The sequence below is a fragment of the Geodermatophilus sp. SYSU D00708 genome, from assembly GCF_054050115.1.
On record NZ_JBJGYS010000007.1, the window covers coordinates 139,405 to 165,797 of the forward strand.

Sequence of the window (26,393 nt, forward strand, 5' to 3'; positions counted from 1 at the left end):
GCGGACCAGCATCCCCCTGGACCGAAAACAGTACTGCGGTATCGTCGCCGGTACTGTCTCGACGAGGAGATGCCGTGCGGGTCGACCGTGAACTGCCCACCGAGGAGGCCGCCGACCTCCTCGCCCTCACCCGCGAGATCGCCGACGCGGAGCTGGCCCCGAAGGCCGCGCAGTACGAACGCGAGGAGCGCTTCCCCCGCGAGGCCTTCCGCCTGCTCGGCGAGGCCGGCCTGCTCGGCCTGCCGTTCGGGGAGGACGTCGGCGGCGGCGGCCAGCCCTACGCCGTCTACCTGCAGGTCGTCGAGGAGCTCGCCGCGCGCTGGGCCAGCGTCGCCCTCGGCGTCAGCGTGCACACCCTCGCCTGCTTCCCGGTCGACCGGTTCGGCAGCGAGGCGCAGCGCCGCGACCTGCTGCCCGCGATGGTCGGCGGCGAACTGCTCGGCGCGTACTGCCTCTCGGAGGCCCACGCCGGCTCCGACCCCCGCGCGATGCGGGCGAGCGCGAAGGCCACCGACTCCGGCTGGCTGGCGACCGGCGAGAAGGCCTGGGTCACCCACGGCGGGCACGCGGACTTCTACTCCACGTTCCTGCGGACGCCGGACGACGGTGCGCGCGCCATCTCCTGCTTCCACCTGACCCCCGACCTCGCCGGCCTGTCCGCGGCGCGGCCCGAGGAGAAGATGGGGCTGACCGCGTCGACGACCGCCGCGATCCGGCTGGACGACGTCGTCGTCCCGGCCGACCGGCTGGTCGGGGAGCCCGGCCACGGACTGGGCATCGCGCTGGCCGCCCTGGACTCCGGCCGCCTCGGGGTGAGCGCGGTCGCCGTCGGGCTGGCCCAGTCGGCGCTGGACGTGGCGGTGGCCTACGCCCGGGAACGGGAGACGTTCGGGCGGCCGATCGTCGAGCACCAGGGCGTGGCCTTCCTGCTGGCCGACATGGCCGCCGCGGTCGAGTCCGCCCGCGCCACCTACCTGGTGGCCGCGCGCCGCAAGGACGCCGGCAAGCCCTACGCGCGGCAGGCCAGCATCGCCAAGCTCGTGGCCACCGACGCCGCGATGAAGGTGACCACCGACGCCGTCCAGGTGCTCGGCGGGGCCGGCTACACCCGCGACCACCCCGCCGAGCGGTTCATGCGCGAGGCGAAGGTGATGCAGATCTTCGAGGGCACCAACCAGATCCAGCGGATGGTCATCGGCCGGCACCTGGCCTCCGAGGGCACCCCCGCCGCGCACTGACGCCGTCGCCTCCCCCGGCGCAGCGGGGGTCCGATCCGTCGGTGGCCGGGTGCACGATCGCGCCCATGGGCTCGTTCGCGGACGTGGCAGCAGCCGAACCGGAGTTCGCCGCGCGGGTGCGGGCGGCGTTCGACGCGCACCGGCACAAGGTCCTCGCCACGCTGCGCGCCGACGGCTCACCGCGGGTGAGCGGCATCGAGATGCAGTTCGTGGCCGGCGAGCCGTGGCTGGCCGGCATGCCCGGGTCGGTGAAGTTCGCCGACCTGCGCCGCGACCCGCGGTTCGCGCTGCACTCCGGCAGCGACGAGCCCGACACCTTCACCGCCGACGCCAAGCTCTCCGGGCGCGCGACCGAGGTGACCGAGCCCGGGGAGCGGCGTCGGTACGCGGCCGCGGCGGGCGTGCCGGAGGAGTCGGTCGACTACGACCTCTTCCGCGTCGACCTCGACCAGGTGGTGCTCACCGCCCTCAACGACGAGAAGACGGCGCTGGTCATCTCCTCGTGGCGGCCGGGCAGGGGGCTGACGCGGACCGAGCGCACATGACCTCTTCCACGGGCAAGCCATGACGAACGTCAGTGGACCGGGGGTCCCGTCCCGGTCGAGACTGGACTCCCCGTTCCAGGAAGGTCCCCGATGCCCGACCCGCACCTGCGCGCCGCCGACACCGACCGCGCAGCTGTCGCCGACCAGCTGGGCGAGCACATGTCCGCCGGCCGGCTGACCGTCGCCGAGTACGACGAGCGCCTGGCCCGCACCTACGCCGCCCGCACCTACGGCGAGCTGGCGGAGATCACCGCCGACCTGCCGGTGCCGAAGCCGACTCCGCCGACGTCCCCGGCTGCCGCCACCCCCGCCGTCCACTCCGGCGCGACGGGGATCTGCGGCGCCGGTTCGGCCTGGGGCGGCTGGGCCGGCGGGGACAGCCGACGGGCGGCGTGGGCGAGCTGGCTGGGCACCGCCGTCATCGTGATCACCATCTGGCTGGCCACCTCGATCGCGGCCGGCGACCTGCTCTACCCGTGGCCGGTCTGGGTGATCGGCCCGTGGGGCGCGGTGCTGCTGGCGCAGTCGATCACGGGCCGCGGGGACGACGGCCGACGGCGCCGGCTGCACTGACCGGCTGGCGGGCCTCGCCGGAGGGCTGGGGGTTCGCCCCGGCGGTGGGCACCGCAACACCATGCGGTGGCGCGTACGACACGGGCCACGACCGACGGTCGAGGAGGACGTGGGGGCCATCACCGTCCCGCCCGGTTGCATATACCCCGGGGGGTATCCATGATGGACGACGTGGACATCCCCCAGGGCGAACTCGCCGACGTCGTCAAGCGCCTCCGCCGGATCGAGGGGCAGATCGGCGGCATCGTGAAGATGATCGAGGACGGCCGGGACTGCTCGGCCGTGGTCACCCAGCTGGCGGCGGCGTCAAAGGCGCTGAGCAAGGCCGGATTCGCGGTCATCTCCACCGGGATGCGCCACTGCTCGACCTCCGAGGACGGCGAGACCCGTGAGGTCGATCTGCGCGAGCTCGAGCGCCTCTTCCTGACCCTCGCCTGACCAACGACCTCCGGAGCACTCATGAACCCGCAGATCCCCCAGCTCACCCCCGCCCAGGCCGCCGACCGCACCGAGGCGGTTCTGCTCGACGTCCGCGAGGCCGACGAGGTCACCGAGGGCCGCATCGCAGGCAGTACCCACATCCCGCTGGGTCAACTGGCCGCTCGCACCTTCGAGCTCGACCGCGGTCGCCCGGTCGTCACCGTCTGCCGCAGCGGCGGACGCAGCTCCCAGGCCGCGCAGTTCCTCGCCGACCAGGGCTACGACGTCGCCAACCTCGCCGGCGGCATGACCGCCTGGACCACCGAGGGACGACCGGTCGCCACCGGCTGACCTCGTCCCCATTTCGGCCGCATATACCCCTGCCCCGTACCGTACTTAGGAGCTCTTCGTGCAGATCGACGTCATCGAAACCACCGGCCTCGGCGACCGCAGCTACCTGGTCAGCGCCGGCGGCGTCGGCGTGGTCATCGACCCGCAGCGCGACATCGACCGGGTGCTGGCGCTGGCCGAGAAGCGGGACGTCCGCATCGCACTGGTGGCCGAGAGCCACCTCCACAACGACTACCTGACGGGCGGGCTGGAGCTGGCCCGCACCGTCGGCGCGGACTACGCCGTCCCCGCCGGGGACACCGTCGCCTACGACCGGCTGCCAGCAGCCGACGGCGACGTGCTCGCCGCCGGCCCGATGCGGCTGCGGGTGATGCACACCCCCGGGCACACCCACCACCACGTCAGCTACGTGCTCACCGACGCCGACGGCACGGTGCAGGCGGTGTTCACCGGCGGCTCGATGCTCTACGGCGCGACCGGCCGCACCGACCTGGTCGGCGCCGAGCACACCGACGAGCTCACCCACGCCCAGTACCACTCGGTGCGGCGGCTGGTCGACGAACTGCCCGCCGGTACCCCGGTGTTCCCCAGCCACGGGTTCGGCTCGTTCTGCGCGGCCACCCCGACCAGCGGGGAGTCTTCCACCGTCGGTGAGCAGGCGCGGGTGAACCCCGCGCTGACCCAGGACGAGCAGACGTTCGTCGACCAGCTGATCGCCGGGCTGACCGCGATCCCCGCCTGGTACAGCCACATGGGCCCGGGCAACGCCGCCGGCCCCGCACCGGTGGACCTGTCCATGCCGCGGCTGGTCGACCCCGCCGAGCTCGCCGACCGGCTGGCCGCCGGCGAGTGGGTGATCGACCTGCGCAGCCGCACCGCATTCGCCGCCGGCCACCTGCCCGGCGCGCTGAACTTCGAACTGGCCATCGCCAACTTCGTCACCTACGTCGGCTGGCTCATCCCGTGGGGTGCGCCGCTGACCCTGATCGGGGAGACCGAGCAGCAGGTCGCCGACGCCCGCCGCGAACTGGTCCGCATCGGCATCGACCGGCTCGCCGGCGCCGCGATCGGCAGCCCCGAGGCCCTGGTCCCCGGCCGGGAGCTGACCTCCTACCCGGTCAGCGACTTCGCCGGCCTGGCCGCGGCGATCGCGGCCGACCCCGACCTGGTGGTCCTCGACGCCCGCCGCGACGACGAGCGCGCCGGCGGCGGAGTGCGCGGCTCCCGGCACATCCCGATCCACGCACTGGCCGACCGCCTCGACGAGGTCCCCGCCGGCGACGTGTGGGTGTACTGCGGGTCGGGCTACCGCGCCTCGATCGCCGCCTCGCTGCTCGCCCGCGCCGGCCGCCGGCCGGTGCTGGTCAACGGCGGCTATGGCGACCCCGACACCGGCGCGGCCGCCGTCGGCCTGCACGCCCAGCCCGCCACCGTCTGAGCCTTCCCAGACGCCGGCGGCCACCGGGGGCCCCCAGGCCGGTGGCCGCCGCCTTCCGCCTGCCCGCAGCACTCTCGGCACTCGATCCGGAGGACGATCCCCGTGAACCCCCGCACCCCTGACCTGATCACCCCTGCCGAGCTGACCGCGCAGCAGACCGGCACCGCCGCACCCACCGTCGTCGACGTGCGCACCCCGGCGGAGTACGAGACCGCGCACATCCCCGGCTCGATCAACATCCCGCTGCCACTGGTAGAGCAGCACGCCACCGACCTGGCCGGTGAGCTGGTTGGTCCGGTCGTGCTGGTCTGCCAGGCCGGTGGCCGCGCCCGCACCGCGCACGCGGCGCTGGCCGCGGCCGGCGCACAGCAGCTGACCGTCCTCGACGGCGGCATCACCGCGCACACCACCGCCGGGCAGCCGGTCCGCCGCGGCCGCCCCCGCTGGGCCCTGGAGCGCCAGGTCCGCCTGGTCGCAGGGGGCCTGGTCGCCGGCAGCATCCTGGCCAGCCTGCGCTTCCCCCGCGCCCGGTTCCTCGCCGGCGGCGTCGGCGCAGGCCTGGTCACCGCCGCGCTCACCGACACCTGCGCGATGGGCGCGGCGCTGGCCAAGCTGCCGCACAACCGCGGTGGCCGCCCGGTCACCGTCGACGACGCCCGGGAAGCCCTGCGGTCGTGATCGTCGCCGTCATCGCCGGGCTGGTCATCGGCGCGCTCGTCGGCCTGCTCGGCGGCGGCGGCTCGATCCTCGCCGTCCCGGCCCTGGTCTACGCCGCCGGCCAGGACCTGCCCCAGGCCGTCGCCACCTCCCTGCTGGTCGTCGGCATCACCTCGCTGGTCGCCCTCCTCCCCCGCCTCCGGGCCGGCCGGGTCGCCTGGCGCATCGCGGTCTTGTTCGGCGCGGCCGGCGCGGCCACCGCCTTCGCCGGCGCCGCGGTCAACCGACTGCTGCCCGACGACGTCGTCCTCGGCCTGTTCGCCGCCCTCATGGTCGGCGCGGGCGTGCGGATGCTGGCCGAGAAGCCCGCCACCGGCGCGGCCTGCGCGGTCGACGGCGGGCGGGTGAACTGGCGCCGCTGCCTGCCTCGCACCCTGGCCGGTGGGCTGGCCGTCGGCTTCCTCACCGGTCTGCTCGGCGTCGGCGGCGGCTTCCTGATCATCCCGGTGCTGGTCCTCGTGCTCGGCCTGCCGATGACCACCGCGATCGGCACGTCGCTGGTCATCATCGCGGCCAACTCTGCCGCCGGGTTCGCCGCGCACGCCGGCGAGACCACCCTCGACGTGCCGGTCACCGCCGCGTTCACCGCCGCGGCCGTCGTCACCGCGCTGGCCGCCGGCCGGATCGCCAGCCGGGTCGACACCGCCCGACTACGCCGCTGGTTCGCCTACCTGGTCTTCGCCGTCGCGGCCTTCATCCTCGTCCAGATCGGCGCCGGCCTGCTCGCGTAGCCCGCCGGCCGGCGACACCCTGCTGCGGTCCGCAGCGGAGCCGAAGTCCGCCGGCAGGAGGCGCACCCCGCGTGCCGGCTGGCTCCGAGGCGGCCCTCAGCCGCCAACTCGGTCCTCGTTCGCGTGGTGAACGCGACCGCTACCGTCCGCGGCCATCCACCGTCCTCGGACACGGCTACTGCCGGCGGGGCGCGGCGCTGGCGCGGCCCCCGGCACGCCCTCCGCCTCGACCTCCGAGGGCAGCGCGCCGGCCACGACCGGCCGCTGTGGGAACGGCAGGCCGCCGGCCGGAAGGTCGCGCGGCTGGAGCAGCCCGTCCGCGGCGCGCGCACCGGTGGGCTGGCCCTCGGCGACCTGGTCGCGGACCGCGAGCAGCCGGACCTCGTCCTCGGCGCTTCGAGGACGACCGCCTGCGCATCGTGCGGAACCTGATGAACGAGCGGGACCGGGCCGTGACCACCGCACTCACCGCCGGCGCGCCGACCTGGGCCGACGCAGCGGCCGCCGCCGGCTATCCGCCGGAGGTGGGCGGTCCGGCAGGTCCAGCCCGGCCTGCCGGAGCGCCGCCAGGAGATGGGGCGGGAAGACGGTCGGGTCGTCGTCGCCGGCGTCGAGCGACAGCCAGGCCACGCGGCGGCCCCGCTGCGCGCGCATCCACGTGGCCGCGAGCACCGTCTTCCCCGAACCGGCGGGGCCGGACAGCAGCGTGACCGGCGTGGTGGCCACCCCGCGGGTCAGCGCCTGCAGCAGCCGTGGCCGAGGCAGCGGCGGAAAGCCCAGCGGTGGTGGGCTCAGCTTGTCCAGCAGCAACGTTCCGGTCCAGTCCGGGGCGCTGTGCTCGGGCCGGGGGCGGCGTGCCTGGAGGGTCCCCGCCGTCGCCTGGAACATCGGCCCACTCCACTGCCGGTCGGGCCGGACGGGCGATGCGACCGGCCACTTCTCGGGGGACGCGCCTGCCAGGCGGTGCGCGGTCATCTTGACCTCAACCAATCTGTTTCGACACAGGGCCGTTGGTCCTCGGAGCGAGCACCCTCGGTCGGTGGCCGGTGCCCCGGTCCTCGGGTGGGCTCGGTCAGAGCAGCCCGAGGTCTCGGGCTCGCGGCACCACCTGCTGCCGGTTGGTGGCGTCCAGCTTGGCGCGGAGGTGGTGGATGCGGGCGCGGACCGTGTTCGTGGAGACCGACATGGCCACGGCGATCTGCGCGGTCGATCGGCCGGCGGCGAGCAGGCGCAGCGCGTCGAGCTCCCGGGCAGACAGGACCGGCCTTCCGTCGTTGCGGGCGCCGTCGGATTCGGCAGCGGGCGGGTCGGGCATGGCGGCGCTCCGTTCCCTACGGTCGCACCGCACCCGGCCGCTCCCGGTCCGCTGCGACGGACTTCTGCAGCACCCCGCGGGGCCGGGCGACCGGTACGGGCGCCGCGGCTCCAGGTGCCGTCACGCTAGGAATCCGCAGTCTCGGACGCTTCACGGATGTGGTCGGCCTCTTTCGCATCCTGGCCACCGGCGCAGCGGAAGGAGCTCACATGGACCGCTTCGTGCGCTACGCCGCGTTGACCGGCTACCCGGAGCTCGCTCGCTCCGTCGGCCTGGACCCGGCACGGCTGATGACCGACGCGGGGCTGAACATCGCCGACCTCGCGGAGCAGGACAAGTGGATCCCCGCCGTCCCGGTCGCCCGGCTGCTGGAGCGCTCGGCTGCGGAGTCCGGCGTCGAGGACTTCGCCGTCCGGCTCTCCGGGCGCCGGCGACTCTCAGCACTCGGCCCGCTCAGCGTGGTGCTGCGCGAGGAGCCCGATCTGCGCAGCGCCCTGGACCTGCTGATCCGCTACGAGCAGGCCTACAACGGCATCCTCGACCTGCGGCTGCTGGAGGCCGACGGGCTGGCCACGGTGCAGGTCTGGCTGGAGTTCGGGGCGCCGGTACCGGTCCGCCAGAGCGTGGACCTGACCGTGGCCAACCTGCTCGGCGTGCTGCGCTCCCTGGTGCGCGCCGACTGGCAACCGCTGTCCGTACTCATCGCGCACCGCCCGCCGGCCGACCTCGGTCTGTTCCGGCAGGTGTTCGGCCCGGGCCTGCGCTTCGACCAGGCGTTCACCGGCGTGGTCTTCCCGGCCTGCGATCTGGACCTGCCGACGGTGACCGCCGATCCGGCGCTGCGGCCCTACGCCCGCCGGCTGCTGGACACCGTGCTCCCACCACCTCCGGCGACCGCGACCGCGCAGGTCCGCTCGATGGTGGAAGTCCTGCTTCCGGCGGGGCGGTGCTCTCTGGCGCACGTCAGCCGCGCCTTGCACGTCCCACCCCGCACCCTGCACCGGCACCTGGCCGAAGAAGGAGAGACCTTCTCGGCGATCGTGACCGACATCCGCGCCGGGTGGGCCGAGCGGTACCTGGCCACCGACGCCTACTCGCTGACCGAGATCGCGCATCTGCTGGGCTTCGCCGCGCCTAGTGCGTTCTCCGTCTGGTTCCGCGGCCACTTCGGCACCACCGCGACCGAGTGGCGCCAGCGCGGCCGCGCCGGGCCCGCATCGACCCTGCGGCTGCAGCACGGGAGCGGCGACCGTGCCTGACGCCGCCGCCGACCCGCCGGTCCCCGGCGCGACCCGGGCGCACTACCCCTGGGTGGTCTTCGCGCTGGCCTTCGCGCTGCTGCTGTCGGACTTCATGTGCCGGCAGGTGCTGGCCGCGGTGTTCCCCTTCCTCAAGGCCGAATGGGCGCTGACCGACACCCAGCTCGGCGCGCTCAGCAGCGTCGTCGCGCTCACCGTCGCGGTGCTCACGGTTCCGCTGTCGGTGCTCGGCGACCGACTCGGCCGCCGCCGCGCCATCCTGGCGATGGCCGGGCTGTGGAGCCTGGCCACCCTGGGCTCGGCGCTCGCCGCCGACTACGGGCAGCTGCTCGCCGCCCGGGTACTCGTCGGGGTCGGCGAGGCGGCCTACGGCAGCGTCGGCCTCGCCGTCGTGCTCGGGGTCTTCCCCGCCCACCGCCGCGCGACGCTGTCCGGGGCGTTCACCGCCGGCGCCGCGTTCGGGGCAGTGCTCGGCATCGCCCTCGCAGGCGCCCTGGCCTCCCGGTTCGGCTGGCGGTGGGCCGTCGCGGCGATGGCCGTGCTCGGCCTCGTGCTCCTCGTCCTGTTCCGGATGCTGGTCACCGACGACGAGCTCGCCCGCCACACCGTGCCCGACGCCGGGGCCGGGGACCGGCCGCGTGCGCCGCTGTCGGCGGTGCTGTCGCCGCCCGCGGTGCTGTGCACCTACCTCGGCAACGGCCTGCAACTGTTCGTCGCCGGCTCCCTGCTGGCCTGGCTGCCCAGCTACCTCAACCGCAGCTACGCGCTCCCCGCGGGGACCGCCGCCATGCTCGCCGCCGGCCTGCTGCTGCTCCTGGGCGTCGGGATGATCGGCTGCGGAGCGCTCACTGACCAACGCGCGCGCACCCGGCCGCTGCGCCGCTGGACCACCGCGATCGGCTACGCAGTGGCCTCGCTGGCCCTGCTCGGCGCCGGCTTCTCCCTGCCCGCCGGGCCGGCGCAACTCGCCCTCATCGGCGCCGGAGTCTTCTTCGCCGCCGGCACCTCCGGCCCGGCCGGTGCCCTGGTCGCGGAGCTGACACCCGCCTCGATCCGGGCCAGCGCGCTGGGCATGCTCGCCCTGGCCAACAACCTCATCGGCCTGACCGCCGGCCCGGTGGTCACCGGAGCGCTCGCCGACCGGTTCGGGTTGCCGACCGCGCTGCGGCTCGTGCCGGTCGTCTCCTTCGCCGCCGTGGCCGTGCTCACCATCGGACGGCAGATCGCCCCGAACCGCCCAGGCCTCGCCACAGAACTGACACCGGCGATCGACTCGTAGTACCCCCGCTTGCGGAGCCGTCGACCGTGGGGACCGCCGGGATGCCGGGCTGAGGGCCGGCACAACGGTCGGTCGGGTCAGGACATCGTGGGCTCGTCCAGGGTCGAGTCGCCGTCGCCTGCCAGGACGTGGTGGTCCAGGTGCGACCGGCTCAGGGCGCCGCGCAGGGCCGGCGAGGCACCGCGCAGAGTGATCCGGCGGTCGTGCCGCAGCGCCCGGCGGTGGGCGCGCCCGATGGCGCGCAGGCCGGCGTGGTCGACGACCAGCTCGGTGACCTCAACCGTCCAGCGCGGTTGCCCACTGCCCAGCAGCGCGGAGACCACGTCGTGCGCACTGCTCAGGCAGCAGCCGCCGGCCCGGCCGCAGGCCGTTGACCACGTCGGCGCTGACGACCTCGAGCACCGGTCGCTGCTGCGAGCAGCCGACTGGTTGGTGTTCGCCGACCTCGCCGTGGGTCGACAGCAGGTCGGCGTTGGGCGACTGGGCTGGTGGCTTCGAGGCCCCGCCCGGTGGAGCGCCGCGGACCGGTGAGGGGCCTCTGTCTCTCACCAAGCGGGGTTGCACGTCATCTTTCATGGAACACGTCCGTCCGCAACCCCGGCGCCGATGCCGCTCCGGTGGTGGTCGGACCGCCCCGACCGAGCCGGAGGCGACGGCATCCTGATCTCCCCCTCGCATCCGCCCCGCAGCTCGATGACGCTGGTGACACCGGCGGACCGGAGGTTGGACCGCAGACGCCGGGGTACAGACGCCGCCACCGGCAGGCGACAGAGGACCATCCGAGTCCGGGGCGCACCTGCCGGTCGGCTCATGCCCGGCACGCGCCCCGTCTCCGCAGCATCGTTGGTGCACGGGGAAGCGTCCGCTGAGCAGGTCCCGGACCATCGGCGAGTCCACCGCGCGACCCGCCCTCCAACGTGCTCCCGGTCACGGCCCGGCGCCGCCCATCGCAACCGGAGGACGCTCGTGCGCTCCGCGCCGTGGCTGCTGCAGGACAGCGACGCTGCCGGCGACCGGCCACCCGCCGCCGTCGACCGCGACCCCGGCCAGGGCGGGCTCGGTCTGGGCCTCGTCGCCGAGATGTCCGTCAACCACGGCCGGCGCGCGGACGCCGACGGCGGCAAGACGGTCTGGGCTCGCGTGGCCTTCCGCCACCCCGCCGCGGCGGAGCAGGACACCACCGCGTCCAGCCAGCGCCGGCTGTCTTCCCCGCACGGACCACGGAGTGGCCGTTCTCACGCGCGGCCACCAGGAGGGTCCGCTGATCCCGGCCCAGGGCGCTGAGCGCCTTGCCCGAGCTCACGCGGTTCTGGGCGTCGATCGGAGCGGCCTGCCCGTGCCGGGTACCGCCGTCGCGGGCCGGCCGGGGAGCGCGGTCCGCGAGGTGCACGACCGAGGCGAGCGGTTCACCCGCGTCGGGGCTGTCGGTGCGGTCGGCGTCGGATGCGCCGGCGCCCCTTCCGACGTGGGCGAGCGTGTCGTCCCCGGGGTAGGGGGCCCGGATCCCAGCGATGCGGGCAGCGGTGCCGTAGCGGGCGGCGAGTCCGTGCGGCACGAGCGCACCGGTGTCGAGCTGCCCGGCGGGCGCAGTCCCCTCCACCGGCACCGCGGCAGCCGCGGCGGAAGTGGGAGCGCCAGTCGAGGATCCGTGCACATCCGGGGAGGCGTCGGACCCTGATGAACCGAGCTGCCCGGCGTGCGGATGACGGCCACGGCCGCCAGTGCCTGGGGATCCCCACGATCTGGTGGGCAAGGGGGGAGTTGAACCCCCACGTCCTTTCGGACACACGGACCTGAACCGTGCGCGTCTGCCATTCCGCCACTTGCCCTGGCGCCGAGAACACTAGCAGCCCGGCGAGGACTGCCTGGCAGGGGGGCGGTCCGCTCCGCACGGCTGTGCCGGGTGGGGCGCCTGGGGCGTTGCGTGACGGTCAGCCGCGCCGCACCCGGCTACGATCAACGGCGGTAGATCGGGACCGCCGGGCGAACGCGAGGGAGCGACTGTGGGTGTGCTGCAGCGCTTCGAGCGACGGCTGGAAGGCATGGTCGGCCTGGCCTTCGCCCGGATCTTCAAGGGCAAGGTGCACCCCGCCGAGATCGCCAAGGCGCTGACCCGCGAGGCCGACGAGCAGCGCTCGGTGCTCGGCGAGGGCCGGGTGCTCGCGCCCAACGTCTACGACGTCCGGCTGGGCTCCACCGACTACGAGCACCTGGCCGAGTGGTCCGAGCAGCTGGCCGGCCAGCTGGCCGACATGGTCGCCGAGCACATCGAGGGCGAGGGCTACCAGGTCTTCGACGCGGTGCAGGTCCGCCTCCAGCGGGACGAGGAGCTGCCCACCGGCGTGTTCGAGGTCAGCTCGCACGTCGCCGACCCGGCCCGTCCGGGCACCCGCGCCGACGAGGCCGCCGCCCCGGTGACCGGCAGCGACGCGGTCCCCCCGCTGCCCCCGCTGCGCGGCCGCATGGCCACCGACACCGGCCGGCAGGTGCCGTCGTCCGTCGTGGGCCGGGCGGGGTCGAAGCCCGGCGTCACCCACGTGCTGCTCGTCGACGGTCCGGGCACGCGCCACGAGCTGACCACCGGGCGCAACGTGATCGGCCGCGGCACCGACGCCGACATCCGGCTGCCCGACACCGGGGTCAGCCGAAAGCACGTCGACGTGGTGCTCGACAACGGCACCGCGATCGCCGAGGACCTCGGCTCCACCAACGGCACGCTCGTCAACGGTCGCCGGATCACCCGTCAGCCGCTGAGCGACGGCGACGTCATCCGCATCGGCCACTCGGTGCTGGTCTACCGGCAGGACGGCGCGTGAGCCCCCGCGAGGACGGGACGTGACCGGGCCGGCGAGGTCACGCGACACCACGGCACGACGCGGCGCGGGGCGGACGAGCGCCAGCGAGGGAGCTCCGTGACGGCCGAGATCGTCCTGCAGATCTTCCGCTTCGGCTTCCTGCTGCTGTTGTGGCTGTTCATCTTCGCGGCCTTCCGCGTGGTCCGGGCCGACCTGTTCGGCGGCCGCGCCGGACGGGTGGCGTCGGTGCCGCCGCGGGCGGCCGCGGCGGGCAAGCGGAAGACCCGCGGCCCCAAGACGCTGGTCGTCACCGCCGGCCCGCTGACCGGGACCAAGATCACCCTCGGGGACCAGCCGATCCTCATCGGCCGCGCCGACGACTCCACCCTGGTGCTGACCGACGACTTCGCCAGCTCGCGGCACGCCCGGCTGACCAACCGCGGCGGCCAGTGGTACGTCGAGGACCTCGGCTCCACCAACGGCACCTACCTGGACCAGCAGCGCGTCCAGGGCCCGCTGCTGGTGTCCCCGGGCCAGCCGATCCGCATCGGCCAGACGGCCCTGGAGCTGCGCACATGACCCTCGCCCGCGCGTGCACCCCGTGGAGCGCCGGCACCTCCGGGAGCACGATCCGATGAGCCTCGCGCTGCGCTACGCGGCCCGGTCCGACCGCGGCCTGGTCCGCGGCAACAACCAGGACTCGGTGTACGCCGGCCCCCGGCTGCTCGCCGTCGCCGACGGCATGGGCGGCCACGCGGCCGGCGACGTCGCCAGCAAGGTCGTCATCGCAGCCCTCGAGCACCTCGACGACGACGCCCCCTCCGGCGACATGCTGCAGGCGCTGCGGTCGGCGGTGTTCGACGGCAGCGAGCACCTGCGCGAGGTCATCCGCGAGTCCCCGCAGCTGGAGGGCATGGGGACGACGCTGACCGCCGTCCTCTTCGCCGGCGGCCGGCTGGCGCTGTGCCACATCGGCGACTCCCGCGCCTACCTGCTGCGCGACGGCGTCCTCACCCAGATCACCCACGACGACACGTTCGTGCAGACCCTGATCGACGACGGCCGGATCACGCCCGAGGAGGCCAACCACCACCCCCAGCGCTCGCTGCTGCTGCGCGCGCTGAACGGGCAGGAGGTCGACCCCGACCTGTCGATGCGGGAGGCCCGCGCCGGCGACCGCTACCTGCTGTGCTCCGACGGGCTCTCCGGCGTGGTCAGCGAGGAGACCCTCGGCGAGGCGCTCAAGGACCCCGACCCGCAGTCGACCGCCGACCGGCTGATCGAGCTGGCCCTGCGCAGCGGCGGCCCGGACAACATCACCGTCATCGTCGCCGACGTCGTGGAGGACGGCGGGCACGACTACCCCCTCGACCCGGTCGTCGACGGCGCGGCCGGCGACAACGTCGGACAGCGCGAGGTCGACCCGCGGTCGGCCGCCGGGCGGGCCGCCCTGGCCGACCCGCCGCCGCCCCCGCCGTCGACAGCGGTGTCGGTGGCCACCGCTCCGGCGCCGCGCCGTCGCCGGCGGCGGTTGCTGTGGCTCCTGGGCGCGCTGGTCGTACTCGTCGCGGCCGCCATCGGCGCCTACGTGTGGGTGCTGTCCAACTGGTTCGTCGGCGTGCAGGAGACCTCCGACGGCGAGCAGGTCGCCGTCTTCCGGGGCATCGACACCTCGCTGATGGGGATCGACCTCAACCGGGTCGCCGACGTGACCGACCTCGCCGTCACCGACCTCACCCAGGCCGACGCGACCAAGGTCCGGCGGGGCATCGAGGCCACCGACGGCGACCACGCCGACCGGATCGTCGCGATGCTGCGCGACTCCCGCCTGCCGGTCTGCCCGGCGACCGACGAGGAGAGCGACCGGTCGCTGTCGACGTCGGCCAGCCCGACGTCACCGGCACCCGACAACGGTTCCGAGTCACCGTCGGAGAGCCCCGCGCCCACCGGGTCCGCCGAGCGGACTCCCGCCGAGCGGACGCAGACGCCCGAGCCCGGAGTCGACTGCCGGGAGGCCCAGTGAGCCGGCTCCGAGGAGGCGGCCGGGCAGGAGAGGAGGTGGTCGCGTGACCGCGGCCCCCTCGACCGACCCCCGGGCCGCCGCGGCGGGCTCGGCCCCGCCCACGCGGCGCAACACGGAGCTGGCGATGCTCGGCTTCGCCGTCCTCATCACGCTGGCCGCGCAGTGCATCGTCGACCTGACCATCACCGGGTCGCTGCGCGCGGAGCTGGCCACGTTCGGGGGCTGGTTCACCGCGCTGTGGGCGGTGCTGCACGTCGTCGTCCGGAAGTTCGCGCCGTACGCCGACCCGCTGCTGCTGCCCGCCGTGGCCCTGCTCAGCGGGCTCGGGTTGACCATGATCCACCGGCTCGACCTCGCCGCGGAGCAGGTCGACGCCGCCGTCACCCGCGAGGACGCGCCGGTCCAGCTGATCTGGGCCACCCTGGGCGCGGCGCTGTTCGTGGCCGTGCTGGTCCTCCTGCGGGACCACCGGCTGCTGTCCCGCTTCGCCTACACCCTGGCGCTGGTCGGCTTGGTGCTGCTGGCCCTGCCGGCGGTGCTGCCCGCCTCGATCTCCGAGGTGTACGGCGCCAAGATCTGGATCCGGGTGGCCGGCTTCAGCATCCAGCCCGGCGAGTTCGCCAAGATCTGCCTGGTCGTCTTCTTCGCCGCCTACCTGGTCGACAAGCGCGACGTGCTGGCGCTGGCCAGCCGGCGGGTGATGGGCCTGGAGGTGCCGCGCGCCCGCGACCTCGGGCCGGTGCTCGTCGCCTGGGCGATGTCGATCCTCGTGCTGGTCTTCGAGCGCGACCTGGGCAGCTCGCTGCTGCTGTTCGGCATCTTCGTCGTGATGCTCTACGTCGCCACGGAGCGGGCCAGCTGGCTGCTCATCGGCGTCGGCCTGTTCGCCGCCGGCGCGTTCCTGGCCTACCAGCTGTTCGGCCACGTCCGCGTCCGCGTCGACACCTGGCTGGACCCGTTCGCCTACCGCGACGAGGGCGGCTACCAGCTGGTCCAGTCGCTGTTCGGGCTGGGCACCGGCGGGCTGTTCGGCGCGGGCCTGGGCGGCGGCCGCCCCGACCAGGTGCCGGTGGCCAAGAGCGACTTCATCGCCGCGGCGATCGGTGAGGAGCTGGGGCTCTTCGGCCTGGTCGCGGTGATCATCCTGTACCTGATCCTCGTCGAGCGCGGCCTGCGGACGTCGCTGATCGTCCGCGACGCCTTCGGCAAGCTGCTGGCCGCCGGCCTGGCCTTCGCCATCGCCTGGCAGGTGTTCGTCGTCCTGGGCGGTGTCACCGGGCTGCTGCCGCTGACCGGCCTGACCACCCCGTTCGTCGCCTACGGCGGGTCCTCGCTGGTGGCCAACTTCGTGCTGGTCGCCGTCCTGGTGCGGATCAGCGACGCCGCCCGCCGCCCGGCCGCCCCCGCCGGACCGCCGAAGCCGGCGCTCGGCGACGCCCCGACCGAGGTCGTGACACCGTGAACGCCCCCCTGCGCCGCGTCGCGATCAGCGTGCTCGTCCTGTTCACGCTGCTGATCGTCAACGTCAACTACATCCAGGTCGTGCGCTCCGACGAGCTGCGCAACGACCCCGGCAACACCCGGGTGCTCACCGAGGAGTACGACCGCGAGCGGGGCTCGATCGTGGTGGCCGGCACCGAGGTCGCGACGTCGGTGGCCACCGACGACCGGCTCACCTACCTGCGGCAGTACTCGCAGGGTCCGGTGTACGCGCCGGTCACCGGTTACTACTCGCTGGTGTACGGCAACGCGCAGACCGAGCGGGCGGAGAACGACGTCCTCTCCGGCAACGACGCGCGGCTGTTCGCCCGGCGCATCGCCGACCTGTTCACCGGGCGCGACCCCAGCGGCGGCGACGTCGTCCTCACCCTGGACCCGGCCACCCAGGAGGCGGCGATGTCCGCCCTCGACGGCGTCACCGGCGCGGTGGTCGCGCTCGACCCGTCGACCGGCGCGGTGCTGGGCATGGCCAGCCAGCCCACCTACGACCCGAACCTGCTCTCCAGCCACGACCCGCAGGCGATCCGGGACTACTGGGCGCAGCTCAACGACGCCGACCGCGACCCGCGGCTGAACCGGGCGATCAGCGACAACTACCCGCCGGGCTCGGTGTTCAAGGTGATCGTCTCGGCGGCCGCGCTGGCCAGCGGGGACTACACCCCGGACACCGTCATCCCGGCGCCGGACACGCTGACCCTCCCCGGCACCTCCACCGAGCTGGAGAACTTCGGCGGCTCGAGCTGCAGCAGCACCGGCGAGCAGCCGCTGATCGACGCGCTGACCATCTCCTGCAACACCGCCTTCGCCCAGCTGGGCATCGACCTCGGTGAGGACGCGGTGCGGGACATGGCCGAGGCGTTCGGCATGGACGGCGAGCAGCGGCAGATCCCGCTCACGGTGGAGCCCAGCACCATGGGCGACCCGGAGGACGACGCCCAGCTGGGGGTGAGCTCGATCGGCCAGCAGAGCGTGGTGGCGACCCCGCTGCAGGCCGCGATGATCGCCGCCGCGGTCGCCAACGACGGCACGCTCATGCAGCCGTACCTGGTCGACCAGCTGCGCGCCCCGGACCTGTCCGTCATCGACGAGACCGACCCGGAGGAGCTGAGCGAGCCGGTCACCCCGGAGGTGGCCGACCAGCTCACCGAGATGATGGAGAGCGTCGTCACCAACGGCTCGGGCCGCGCCGCCCGCATCCCCGGCGTCACCGTCGCCGGCAAGACCGGGACGGCGGAGAACGCCGGCCCCGACCACAACTGGTTCATCGGCTTCGCCCCCGCCGACGACCCGCAGATCGCGGTCGCGGTCTTCGTCGCCAACGGCGGGGGTACGGGTGGGGACGTGTCCGCACCCATCGCCCGTCAGGTCATGCAGGCCTACCTCGAGGGACAGGGCGGCTGATGGCTCTCTCCACCGGCACGATCCTCGCCGGCCGCTACGAGATCACCGCCCCGATCGCCACCGGCGGCATGGGCGAGGTCTGGCGGGCCCGGGACCGCGTGCTCGACCGCGTCGTCGCCGCCAAGGTGCTGCGCAGCGAGTTCACCGGCGACCCGAGCTTCGTCGCGCGGTTCCGCAACGAGGCGCGGCACACCGCGGCCCTCAGCCACCCCAACATCGCCTCGGTCTACGACTACGGGGAGACCGAGGACGAGCGCGGCGCCCAGCTGGCGTTCCTCGTCATGGAGCTGGTGGAGGGCAAGCCGCTGGTCACGATCCTCCACGAGGAGGGCAAGCTCCCCGTCGACTGGACGCTGCACGTCCTGGGCCAGGCCGCCGACGGGCTCTCGGCGGCGCACAAGGCCGGCGTCGTTCACCGCGACATCAAGCCGGGCAACCTCATCGTGCGCCCGGACGGCGTGGTGAAGTTGACCGACTTCGGCATCGCCCGCGCCCGCGACGCCACGCCGCTCACCCGCACCGGCATGGTCGTCGGCACCGCTCAGTACCTCTCCCCGGAGCAGGCGCAGGGCTTCGACGTCACTTCCGCCTCCGACGTCTACTCCCTCGGCGTCGTCGGCTACGAGTGCCTGACGGGCGGCCGGCCCTTCGACGGCACCTCGCAGGTCGCCGTGGCACTGGCGCACATCAACCGGCCGCCGCCACCGCTGCCGGCCAACGTGCCGCCCGCGGTGCGGCTGCTCATCGAGCGCGCCCTGGCCAAGGACCCCGCCGACCGCTTCGCCGACGGCGCCGCGTTCGCCGCCGCCGTCCGCTCCGTGGCCGCGGGCAACGGGCTGGCCCCCGGCAACGGGGTCGCCTCCGGCGCCGGGCTGGCCGCCGCCCCGGTCCCGCTGGCCACCGACCGCACCCAGGTCGTCTCCGACCTCGACGACGACCGCACCGCGCTGGTCCCCGACATGGCCGAGGACCGCACCCAGGTGTTCGGCGCCTCCACCGGCGGGGCGGGCGGACCGGGGACGGCCCCCGGGACCATGCCCCCGCTGCGCCGTCCGGACGACGACGAGGACCGGGAGGACCGCTACACCGGCGGGCGGCACGCCTCCGCGCGGCCGTCCCGCAACCGCTGGACCTGGCTGGTCGTCGGGCTGGTGCTGCTCGCGCTGGTGGGCGGGGGCACCTGGTTCCTGCTCGCCGGCAACGACGACCCGGGCGCCGGCACCCCCGGGGCCACGACCACCTCGGCGCCTCCCGCCACGACGTCGGCCGGCACGTTCACCATCGACCCGGCCCGGTTCGTCGGCCGGCCCGCCGACGACGTCCAGGCCGAGCTCGAGGGCCTGGGCCTGGGGCTGGTCGTCCAGCAGGAGCCGGCCGACGCCGCCCGGCTGGCCGCGGCCGGCCTCGCCCTGGACCAGGGTGAGGTCGCCGCCCTCGACCCGAGCGGCGGCACGGTCGGTCAAGGCGACACGGTGACCCTCTTCTACGCACCGCAGGACTTCGCGCCCGACAGCGGTGAGGAGGAGCCCTCCCAGGCCCCCGAGACCACCACGGCCCCCACGACCACGGCCGAGCCCACCGAGGACGAGCAGACCTCCCAGGCGCCGGCGCCCACGACCCGGCGGACGACGACGGCCCCGCCGACCCAGCAGACCGAGCCGGACCAGGACGAGGAGGAGCCGCCGGCCGAGGAGGAACCGCCGGCCGAGGAGGAACCGCCGGCCGAGGGGACCCCTGCCCCCACCACCGCGACCGACGCCGACGAGCGCCCCGGCGGACCCGCAGCTGGCAACGGCGGCACGGTGCTGGGTGCGGGCGCACCGGACGGGACGGCGTGATCGCACTCGCCCGCGCCGCCCGGATCCGGGCCACCGGAGCGGTTAGGCTCCCCGGCGGCCCATCCGTCCACAGTGCTCCCCCGTGCCTCCCTCCCCCCTGGACGCAGGACCGCACCGCCCGAGAGGACCCCTGATGACCACGCCGCAGGTGCTCGGTGAGCGGTACGAGATCGGCGGGGTGCTCGGCCGCGGCGGCATGGCCGAGGTGCACCGCGGCCGCGACCTGCGGCTGGGCCGCGAGGTCGCCGTCAAGGTCCTGCGCAGCGACCTCGCCCGCGACCCGTCCTTCCAGGTCCGCTTCCGGCGCGAGGCGCAGGCGGCCGCATCGCTGAACCACCCGGCGATCGTCGCGGTGTACGACACCGGCGAGGACCGCACCGCCAACGGCGCCACCCCGTACATCGTCATGGAGTACGTCGAGGGCCAGACGCTGCGCGACGTGCTCCGCCGGGAGGGCGTGCTCTCCCCGGAGCGGGCCATGAGCCTGTCGGCCGACATCTGCGGCGCCCTCGACTTCAGCCACCGCAACGGCATCGTCCACCGCGACGTGAAGCCCGGGAACGTGATGATCACGCCCCAGGGCACGGTCAAGGTCATGGACTTCGGCATCGCGCGGGCGGTCTCGGACTCCGCCGCGACGATGACCTCCACCGCGGCGGTCATCGGCACCGCGCAGTACCTCTCCCCCGAGCAGGCGCGCGGCGAGGGCGTCGACGCCCGCTCCGACGTCTACTCGGTGGGCTGCCTGCTCTACGAGCTCGTGACCGGGGCGCCGCCGTTCACCGGCGACTCGCCGGTCTCGGTGGCCTACCAGCACGTGCGGGAGGACCCGCGCCTGCCGTCGTCGATCAACCCGGCCATCCCGCCGGAGCTCGACGCGATCCTGCTCAAGGCGATGAGCAAGAACCCGGCCAACCGCTACCAGTCGGCCGCGGAGATGCGCAACGACCTGCTCCGGGCACTGGCCGGCCAGCAGGTCGAGGCCACGCCGGTGATGGGCGACGCCGAGAAGACCACGATCCTCGGCGCGCCCGCCGGCTACGGCCAGGCCGACTGGGACGACGAGGACGACGCCGCCCGCAAGAAGAAGCGCAACCGGGTCATCGCGGCCGTCGTCGCGGCGGTGGTGCTCATCGGCGGCGTGGTCACCCTGGCGCTCGTCCTGAACTCCGGGGACGACGAGGAGCCGCCGGCCGTCGCCCAGGTGGCGGTGCCCTCCGACCTCGTCGGCAAGGACGAGGCCGCGGCCACCCAGTCCCTCGAGGCGGCCGGCCTGCGGGTCGGACAGGTCACCACCGCGCCCAGCTCCGAGGAGCAGGAGGGGCTCGTGATCAGCACCGACCCGGCCGGCGGCGCGCAGGTCGCCCCCGACTTCGCGGTCGCGCTGGTCATCGGCGGCGGCGTGGACACCGTCGAGGTGCCGGCGGTCATCGGCCTGGACGCCGACCGTGCCCGGACCACCCTCCAGAACGCCGGCTTCCAGCGGGTCAACACCGACGACGTCGACTCGCTGCAGGCCGAGGGCACCGTCGTCGACGTGAACCCGGCCGAGGGCAGCGCCGTGGACCCGAGCACCGCGGTGACCCTGTCGGTCTCCGACGGCAACGCCCCGCTGCCCGACGTCGTGGGCCAGCAGCAGGCGGCCGCCACGCAGGCGCTGCGGGACGCGGGCTTCACCAACGTCACCCCCGAGCAGACCGAGTCCGACCAGCCCGAGGGCACCGTGATCGCCATGGACCCCGCCGCGAACAGCCAGGCGGCCGCCGGCGACGGGATCACGCTGCAGGTGTCCAGCGGGCCGGGCGAGGTCGAGGTGCCCGACGTGGTCGGCTCGACCGAGGCCGAGGCCCGCGCGGCCCTGCAGCAGGCCGGCTTCACCGGCACGGTGACGGTGGAGACCACGGAGGCCTCCGACCCCGGCGACGTGGGCGTCGTGCTCGCCGTCTCGCCGCGGGCCGGCGGCTCCGTGGCCCCCGACGGCACGGTCACCCTCACCGTCGGCGAGGAGCCGGCCGGCGGGACCGGGGACGAGGACGACGACTCGGGTCCCGGCGGTGGCGGCGGGGGCGGCGGCTCCGGCGACAACTGAGGCAGACGCACCAAGGGCCCCTCCCGGCGCGGGAGGGGCCCTTCGTGCGTCTGGGAGCTCAGCCGGGCGTGGCGACCGTGGTGAGCCGGTGGGCGGCGGCGCTGGCGGCCTCAACGGCGTCCGGGTCGGGGGCCAGGCCGCAGGTCTCCAGCCAGGTGGCCAGCATCCGGTGCCCGCCCTCGGTGAGCACCGACTCGGGGTGGAACTGCACGCCCTCGATCGGCAGCGCGCGGTGCCGCAGCGCCATGACGATCCCCGAGCGCGTCGTCCCGGTGACCTCCAGCTCGTCGGGCACGGTGTCCCGGTCCACGGCCAGGGAGTGGTAGCGGGTGGCGGTGAACGGCGAGGGCAGGCCGGCCAGCACGCCGACCCCGTCGTGCACGACCTGGCTGGTCTTGCCGTGCAGCAGCTCGGGCGCCCGCACCACCTCCGCGCCGAAGGCCTCGGCGATCGCCTGGTGGCCGAGACAGACGCCGAGCACCGGCGTCCCGGCCTCGGCGGCGGCGCGCACCATCGGCACCGTCACGCCGGCGTCGGCCGGCGTGCCCGGTCCGGGCGAGAGCAGCACCCCGGCGACGTCGAGGCCGGCGAGCTCGTCGACGGTGACCGCGTCGTTGCGGCGGACGATGCAGTGCACGCCCAGCTGGCCCAGGTACTGGACCAGGTTGTAGACGAAGCTGTCGAAGTTGTCGACGACGAGGACGGGACGACTCACGGTCCCTGTGTACCAAAAGGACCCCGTCCTCCCCACCTTCGCAGGCTCAGGGCGGGACCCGGGACGGGGCCGGCCAGCAGCGTCAGCCATCGGCCGTCGTGGCGTACTCCATGTCCAGCGGTCCGTCGTAGCCGGGCAGGTCGACCGCGCGCTCCCGGACGGCGAACCCGAGCCCGAAGTCCTCCACCGCCTGCTGGAACACCGCCACCTGCGGCGAGGCGGCGAGCTGCGCGCGGATGGCCTCGGCGTCACCGATCGCGGTGACCACGAACGGCGGCGAGTAGGTGCGCCCCTGGAGCAGCAGCACGTTGCCCACGCAGCGGACGGCGCTGGTGCCGATCAGCCGCTGGTCCATGATCGCGACCGCGTCGGCACCGGCGGCCCACACCGCGTTGACCACCGCCTGGACGTCGGACTGGTGGATGACCACGTCGTCGGGGCGCGCGCCGATCGGTAGCGAGCCGTCGGGGCGCCGCGGGGCGTCGTCCAGGGTGATCTCCACGCCGCGACCGGTGAGGGGGACCAGCCCGGCCGACAGCTCGCCACCGGAGCCCTCCTGCTGGGCGGCGGCCACCGCGCCGTCCCGGGAGGCGGCCTCGTCGGTCAGCGCCTGCGCCTGGGCGCGCAGCCCGGCCAGCTCCTCCTCCTGGGCGCGCAGGGCGTCCTCTCGCGCGGCGATCAGGGTGGAGAGCTCGGTGACCTCCCCGCCGCGCAGGTCGGTGCCCTGGGCCGTCTGGCTGGAGGTGGCGAACAGCAGGCCGGCCGCGAGCGCCACCACGGGCACCAGCACCGCCCACCCCGAGGGGCGGTGGGTACCCCGAAGGGTCATGGTGCGGGCTCCGGCCACGTCCGCAGCTTAGGCTGGGGAGCGGTCACGGCCGGCCGCGACGATCCGGCCCCGGAGGGAGTTCGCACGGTGCCCAAGTCCAAGGTGCGCAAGAAGTCGGTCTACACGCCGCCGCAGGGCACCCTGCAGTCGGGGACGGCGGCCGCGCGGGCCGTCCAGCCCAGCCCGCGCTGGTACGCGCCGCTGATGGTCGCCCTCATGGTGCTGGGGCTGCTGTGGATCGTCGTCTACTACGTGGCCGGCGACCAGATCCCGTTCATGGTCTCGCTGTCGGCGTGGAACTTCGCGATCGGCTTCGGCCTCATGGTCGCCGGGCTGGTCATGTCGATGCGCTGGCGCTGAACGCCGCAGCCCCGAGATCGAGGCCCTCGTCCCACCGGGACGGGGGCCTCGTCGCTTGTCACCGTCCGCGCACGCTCCGTGTTGTGCACAGGCGCCGCTGTGCACAGCCGATCGGCGCCGTCCACAGGTCGACAAAGCGCGAACTCCCCAGGTTTGTCCACCGAGTGTGGAGAACGGGTGTTCGACCGCACGCCGCTGACCTCGGCATTTGCCGGGTGTGAGACTCGTGTGACGAGAAGGGCAGCCGAGTAACTACACGACTGTGACTCCATCCCCAGCTGTGCACACAGCTGTGGATGAGTCGACTTGGCGGCAGCCGCCGGATGGCGACGTCGCCGCCCGTGTACCCCGGGAACGAGCCGGCGACACGCGTTCTGAGCACGACAGATGCCCGGGGAGGACCTGTCGTCCCCACCACGCCGACGGCCCCCGGTCCGCAGGGACCGGGGGCCGTCGGCTGGGGACTGTGGAGAACTCAGTCCGTGAGCAGTTCGAGGATCGTCGCGTTCGCCATCCCGCCGCCCTCGCACATGGTCTGCAGGCCGTAGCGCGTCCCGGTGCCCACCATGGTGTGGACGAGCGTGGCCATGATGCGGGCGCCCGAGGCGCCCAGCGGGTGGCCCAGGGCGATCGCGCCACCGCGGGGGTTGAGCCGCTCGGCCGGCGCCCCGGTCTCCGCCTGCCAGGCCAGCGGCACGGGCGCGAACGCCTCGTTGACCTCGAAGACGCCGATGTCGCCGATCGACAGCCCGGAGCGCTGCAGCACCTTCTGCGTCGCCGGGATCGGGGCGGTCAGCATGATCACCGGGTCGTCCCCGGCCACGACCGTGGTGTGGATGCGCACGAGCGGGCGCAGCCCGAGCTCGCGGGCCTTCTCGGACGTGGTGACCAGCAGCGCGGCCGACCCGTCGGAGATCTGGCTGGCGTTGCCGGCGCTGATGACCCCGTCGGCCTTGAAGGGCGTCTTCAGCGAGGCCAGCTTCTCCAGCGTGCCGCCGGGCCGCACGCCCTCGTCGGCCCGGACCACGGTGCCGTCCGGGGTCGTCACGGGGACGATCTCCTCGTCGAACGCGCCGTCGGCCTGGGCCTTGGCCGCCCGCTCGTGCGAGGACAGCGAGTACTCGTCGAGCTGGGTGCGGGAGAACCCCCACCGCTCGGCGATCATCTCGGCGCCGATGCCCTGGTTGGGGGCCACGCCGTAGCGCTCCATAAAGCGCGGGCCCAGCGGGCGGCCGGTCGATCCGTCCCCGACCGAGGAGCCCATCGGCACCCGGCTCATCGACTCGACGCCGCCGGCGACCACGACGTCGGCCTGACCGCTGACGACGGCTGCGGCGGCGAAGGCCACGGCCTGCTGCGAGGAGCCGCACTGCCGGTCGACGGTCGTGCCGGGCACCGTCTCGGGCCAGCCGGCGGCCAGGACGGCGTTGCGGGCGACGTTGTAGGTCTGCTCGCCGATCTGGCTGACACAGCCCCAGAAGACGTCGTCCACGACGGCCGGGTCGATGCCGGCGCGCTGGGCCAGGGCGTCGAGCACGTGGGCGGACAGGTCGACGGCGTGCACGCCCGACAGCCCACCGCCCCGCTTGCCCACCGGCGTGCGCACGGCGGCGCAGATGACGGCATCTCGCATGGGTCCTCCTCGTCGACGTGGGCGGGATCACGCCCACCGGCGATCGTAGGACGTCCACGCATCGGTTCCCCAGCACCGCCTGGGACTCTGGGGGCGTGGAGTGGTCGGCGCGACGGGGTGAGACGGCCGCGCTCACCGTCGCCGGGGCCGTCCTGGCCCTGGCGACCGTCGTGCTGGACGCCGCGGGCCGGGTGCTGGTCGGCGGTGCCGCGCTGCTGCTGCTGGCCCTGGCCGTGCGGGACCTCCTGCTGCGGCCGCGGTTGTCGGCCGGGCCGGCGGGGGTCGTCCTGCGGACACTGGGCGGCCGACGGCAGCTGCCCTGGACCGGGCTGCGGGTGCGGGTGCGCGAGACGCGGCGGCTGGGCGTCCGCTCCCGGCTGCTCGAGCTGGACACGGCCCCCGGTCCGGCCGAGGACGGCGTGCTGGTCCTCCTCGGCCGGCGCGACCTCGGGACCGACCCGGGCGAGGTCGCGCGGGCGCTGGGCGTGCTGCGGCCCCGTCCAGGCGGTGAGGACGACGGGGTCCGCTGACTAACCCAGGACGACCAGCGTCGGCACGGTCAGCGCCACCACGACGAGGGCGGCGGCCAGCAGCATGAGGCCGAGCACCTGGAACTCCGTGCGCCGGCGGGCCAGCACCACGATGCCGGTGGCGACGAACCCGGCCACCAGGCCGCCGAGGTGGCCGAGCAGCGAGACGCCGGGCAGGAAGCTGATGACGACGTTGATCGCGAGCAGGGTGAGCAGGCCGCGCAGGTCCTCCCGGCGGGCGATCATCAGCACCGCCAGGCCGCCCAGCAGGCCGTAGATGGCCGCCGACGCGCCGGCGACCGGACGCCCGGGCTCGCCGAACAGCTGCAGCGCCACTGCACCGCCGAGCAGCGAGACCAGGTAGACGGCGAGGTAGCGCCAGCGGCCCAGCTGCCGCTCGAGCTCGGAGCCGAAGACCAGCAGCGCGAGCATGTTGAGCACCAGGTGCACGACGCCGATGTGCAGGAAGGCCGCGGTGACCAGCCGCCAGTCCTCTCCGAGCTCGACGAGGACGGGGATCTGCGCCAGCCGGACGAACAGCGGCGAGAACTGGTTGTCCAGCGGGTTGGCCCCGGCCAGCCCCGCGGAGACCGCGGTGACCACGAACAACGCGACGTTGAGCCCGATGAGGGTCACCGTGACCGCGCCGAACCGGCGGCCGGCCCGGCGCAGCAGCGGCGCCTGGCGGGGCCGGCGCACGGTGGCGTTGCCCGCGCGGACGCACTCCGGGCACTGGAACCCCACCGAGGCGGGGGTCATGCACTCCGGGCAGATGGGCCGCTCGCAGCGGGTGCAGGTGATGCGGGTCGGCCGG

The 26,393-nt window shown here is 74.4% G+C and carries 26 protein-coding genes and 1 tRNA gene; 19 read left to right on the top strand and 8 right to left on the bottom strand.

Going from position 1 to position 26,393, the window contains the following annotated elements:
• The first annotated feature begins 74 nt into the window (after positions 1–74).
• From ACI79D_RS08685 to ACI79D_RS08720, 8 genes are all read left to right on the top strand, one after another.
• On the top strand, positions 75–1,238 hold the full coding sequence (locus tag ACI79D_RS08685) for an acyl-CoA dehydrogenase family protein (RefSeq protein WP_456917968.1): 1,164 nt from the start codon (positions 75–77) through the stop codon (positions 1,236–1,238).
• A 65-nt stretch (positions 1,239–1,303) separates the two neighbouring features.
• Positions 1,304–1,783 (top strand): pyridoxamine 5'-phosphate oxidase family protein, encoded by a 480-nt coding sequence (locus tag ACI79D_RS08690; RefSeq protein ID WP_456917969.1) that lies wholly within the window; start codon positions 1,304–1,306, stop codon positions 1,781–1,783.
• A gap of 90 nt (positions 1,784–1,873) precedes the next feature.
• Positions 1,874–2,356 carry a DUF1707 SHOCT-like domain-containing protein gene (locus ACI79D_RS08695; RefSeq protein ID WP_456917970.1) on the top strand — a complete coding sequence of 161 codons (483 nt, stop codon included), beginning with the start codon at positions 1,874–1,876 and terminating at the stop codon, positions 2,354–2,356.
• A gap of 162 nt (positions 2,357–2,518) precedes the next feature.
• Positions 2,519–2,794 carry a metal-sensitive transcriptional regulator gene (locus ACI79D_RS08700; protein ID WP_456918008.1) on the top strand — a complete coding sequence of 92 codons (276 nt, stop codon included), beginning with the start codon at positions 2,519–2,521 and terminating at the stop codon, positions 2,792–2,794.
• Positions 2,795–2,815: 21 nt separating this feature from the next.
• Positions 2,816–3,127: a rhodanese-like domain-containing protein gene (locus ACI79D_RS08705; RefSeq protein WP_456917971.1), complete on the top strand. Its 312-nt coding sequence runs from the start codon at positions 2,816–2,818 to the stop codon at positions 3,125–3,127.
• 58 nt (positions 3,128–3,185) lie between these two features.
• A complete protein-coding gene (locus ACI79D_RS08710; RefSeq protein ID WP_456917972.1) occupies positions 3,186–4,565 on the top strand; it encodes an MBL fold metallo-hydrolase in 1,380 nt (459 codons plus the stop codon).
• Between the two features lie 102 nt (positions 4,566–4,667).
• On the top strand, positions 4,668–5,243 hold the full coding sequence (locus ACI79D_RS08715; RefSeq protein ID WP_456917973.1) for a rhodanese-like domain-containing protein: 576 nt from the start codon (positions 4,668–4,670) through the stop codon (positions 5,241–5,243).
• Positions 5,240–6,013: a sulfite exporter TauE/SafE family protein gene (locus ACI79D_RS08720; protein ID WP_456917974.1), complete on the top strand. Its 774-nt coding sequence runs from the start codon at positions 5,240–5,242 to the stop codon at positions 6,011–6,013. Before ACI79D_RS08715 ends, ACI79D_RS08720 begins: the two co-directional genes overlap by 4 nt.
• A gap of 465 nt (positions 6,014–6,478) precedes the next feature.
• Here the strand turns inward: ACI79D_RS08720 and ACI79D_RS08725 are convergent, their stop codons facing one another.
• The gene (locus ACI79D_RS08725) at positions 6,479–6,988 is read right to left on the bottom strand and encodes a hypothetical protein (protein WP_456917975.1); all 510 of its coding nucleotides are present in this window, start codon (positions 6,986–6,988) and stop codon (positions 6,479–6,481) included.
• A gap of 97 nt (positions 6,989–7,085) precedes the next feature.
• Positions 7,086–7,328 carry a response regulator transcription factor gene (locus tag ACI79D_RS08730; RefSeq protein ID WP_456917976.1) on the bottom strand — a complete coding sequence of 81 codons (243 nt, stop codon included), beginning with the start codon at positions 7,326–7,328 and terminating at the stop codon, positions 7,086–7,088.
• A 209-nt stretch (positions 7,329–7,537) separates the two neighbouring features.
• Here ACI79D_RS08730 and ACI79D_RS08735 point away from each other — a divergent pair, with 209 nt between their 5' ends.
• Complete coding sequence (locus ACI79D_RS08735; RefSeq protein WP_456917977.1) at positions 7,538–8,587, top strand: AraC family transcriptional regulator; 1,050 nt, start codon at positions 7,538–7,540, stop codon at positions 8,585–8,587.
• A complete protein-coding gene (locus ACI79D_RS08740; protein ID WP_456917978.1) occupies positions 8,580–9,866 on the top strand; it encodes an MFS transporter in 1,287 nt (428 codons plus the stop codon). Before ACI79D_RS08735 ends, ACI79D_RS08740 begins: the two co-directional genes overlap by 8 nt.
• A 77-nt stretch (positions 9,867–9,943) precedes the next feature.
• Here ACI79D_RS08740 and ACI79D_RS08745 read toward each other — a convergent pair whose 3' ends face one another.
• Both ACI79D_RS08745 and ACI79D_RS08750 read right to left on the bottom strand, forming a co-directional pair.
• On the bottom strand, positions 9,944–10,189 hold the full coding sequence (locus tag ACI79D_RS08745; protein ID WP_456917979.1) for an STAS domain-containing protein: 246 nt from the start codon (positions 10,187–10,189) through the stop codon (positions 9,944–9,946).
• Positions 10,190–11,609: 1,420 nt separating this feature from the next.
• Positions 11,610–11,695, bottom strand: a tRNA-Leu gene (locus ACI79D_RS08750).
• A 174-nt stretch (positions 11,696–11,869) separates the two neighbouring features.
• Between ACI79D_RS08750 and ACI79D_RS08755 the strand changes: the two genes are divergently transcribed.
• The 7 genes from ACI79D_RS08755 (at position 11,870) to pknB (ending at position 21,512) form a co-directional block, all read left to right on the top strand.
• Positions 11,870–12,682: an FhaA domain-containing protein gene (locus tag ACI79D_RS08755; RefSeq protein WP_456917980.1), complete on the top strand. Its 813-nt coding sequence runs from the start codon at positions 11,870–11,872 to the stop codon at positions 12,680–12,682.
• Between the two features lie 96 nt (positions 12,683–12,778).
• The gene (locus ACI79D_RS08760) at positions 12,779–13,240 is read left to right on the top strand and encodes an FHA domain-containing protein FhaB/FipA (protein ID WP_456917981.1); all 462 of its coding nucleotides are present in this window, start codon (positions 12,779–12,781) and stop codon (positions 13,238–13,240) included.
• Between the two features lie 55 nt (positions 13,241–13,295).
• Positions 13,296–14,684, top strand: a complete 1,389-nt coding sequence (locus ACI79D_RS08765; RefSeq protein WP_456917982.1) for a PP2C family protein-serine/threonine phosphatase — start codon at positions 13,296–13,298, stop codon at positions 14,682–14,684.
• A 43-nt stretch (positions 14,685–14,727) separates the two neighbouring features.
• Positions 14,728–16,146: an FtsW/RodA/SpoVE family cell cycle protein gene (locus ACI79D_RS08770; RefSeq protein ID WP_456917983.1), complete on the top strand. Its 1,419-nt coding sequence runs from the start codon at positions 14,728–14,730 to the stop codon at positions 16,144–16,146.
• Complete coding sequence (locus ACI79D_RS08775) at positions 16,143–17,585, top strand: peptidoglycan D,D-transpeptidase FtsI family protein (RefSeq protein WP_456917984.1); 1,443 nt, start codon at positions 16,143–16,145, stop codon at positions 17,583–17,585. The genes ACI79D_RS08770 and ACI79D_RS08775 overlap by 4 nt, the downstream gene beginning before the upstream one ends.
• On the top strand, positions 17,585–19,423 hold the full coding sequence (locus ACI79D_RS08780; RefSeq protein ID WP_456917985.1) for a serine/threonine protein kinase: 1,839 nt from the start codon (positions 17,585–17,587) through the stop codon (positions 19,421–19,423). Before ACI79D_RS08775 ends, ACI79D_RS08780 begins: the two co-directional genes overlap by 1 nt.
• A gap of 133 nt (positions 19,424–19,556) precedes the next feature.
• On the top strand, positions 19,557–21,512 hold the full coding sequence (pknB, locus tag ACI79D_RS08785; RefSeq protein WP_456917986.1) for a Stk1 family PASTA domain-containing Ser/Thr kinase: 1,956 nt from the start codon (positions 19,557–19,559) through the stop codon (positions 21,510–21,512).
• A 58-nt stretch (positions 21,513–21,570) separates the two neighbouring features.
• On the opposite strand, the gene ACI79D_RS08790 is transcribed toward pknB, so the two are convergent.
• Positions 21,571–22,227: an aminodeoxychorismate/anthranilate synthase component II gene (locus ACI79D_RS08790; protein ID WP_456917987.1), complete on the bottom strand. Its 657-nt coding sequence runs from the start codon at positions 22,225–22,227 to the stop codon at positions 21,571–21,573.
• Between the two features lie 82 nt (positions 22,228–22,309).
• The gene (locus ACI79D_RS08795) at positions 22,310–23,056 is read right to left on the bottom strand and encodes a DUF881 domain-containing protein (protein ID WP_456917988.1); all 747 of its coding nucleotides are present in this window, start codon (positions 23,054–23,056) and stop codon (positions 22,310–22,312) included.
• A gap of 87 nt (positions 23,057–23,143) precedes the next feature.
• Between ACI79D_RS08795 and crgA the strand changes: the two genes are divergently transcribed.
• Positions 23,144–23,416: a cell division protein CrgA gene (gene crgA / locus ACI79D_RS08800; protein ID WP_456917989.1), complete on the top strand. Its 273-nt coding sequence runs from the start codon at positions 23,144–23,146 to the stop codon at positions 23,414–23,416.
• 475 nt (positions 23,417–23,891) lie between these two features.
• On the opposite strand, the gene ACI79D_RS08805 is transcribed toward crgA, so the two are convergent.
• Positions 23,892–25,049 carry a thiolase family protein gene (locus tag ACI79D_RS08805; protein WP_456917990.1) on the bottom strand — a complete coding sequence of 386 codons (1,158 nt, stop codon included), beginning with the start codon at positions 25,047–25,049 and terminating at the stop codon, positions 23,892–23,894.
• Between the two features lie 95 nt (positions 25,050–25,144).
• Between ACI79D_RS08805 and ACI79D_RS08810 the strand changes: the two genes are divergently transcribed.
• Positions 25,145–25,579, top strand: coding sequence for a PH domain-containing protein (locus tag ACI79D_RS08810; RefSeq protein WP_456917991.1), 435 nt, complete (start codon positions 25,145–25,147; stop codon positions 25,577–25,579).
• On the opposite strand, the gene ACI79D_RS08815 is transcribed toward ACI79D_RS08810, so the two are convergent.
• Positions 25,580–26,338, bottom strand: a complete 759-nt coding sequence (locus tag ACI79D_RS08815; RefSeq protein ID WP_456917992.1) for a rhomboid family intramembrane serine protease — start codon at positions 26,336–26,338, stop codon at positions 25,580–25,582.
• Between the last annotated feature and the right edge of the window lie 55 nt (positions 26,339–26,393).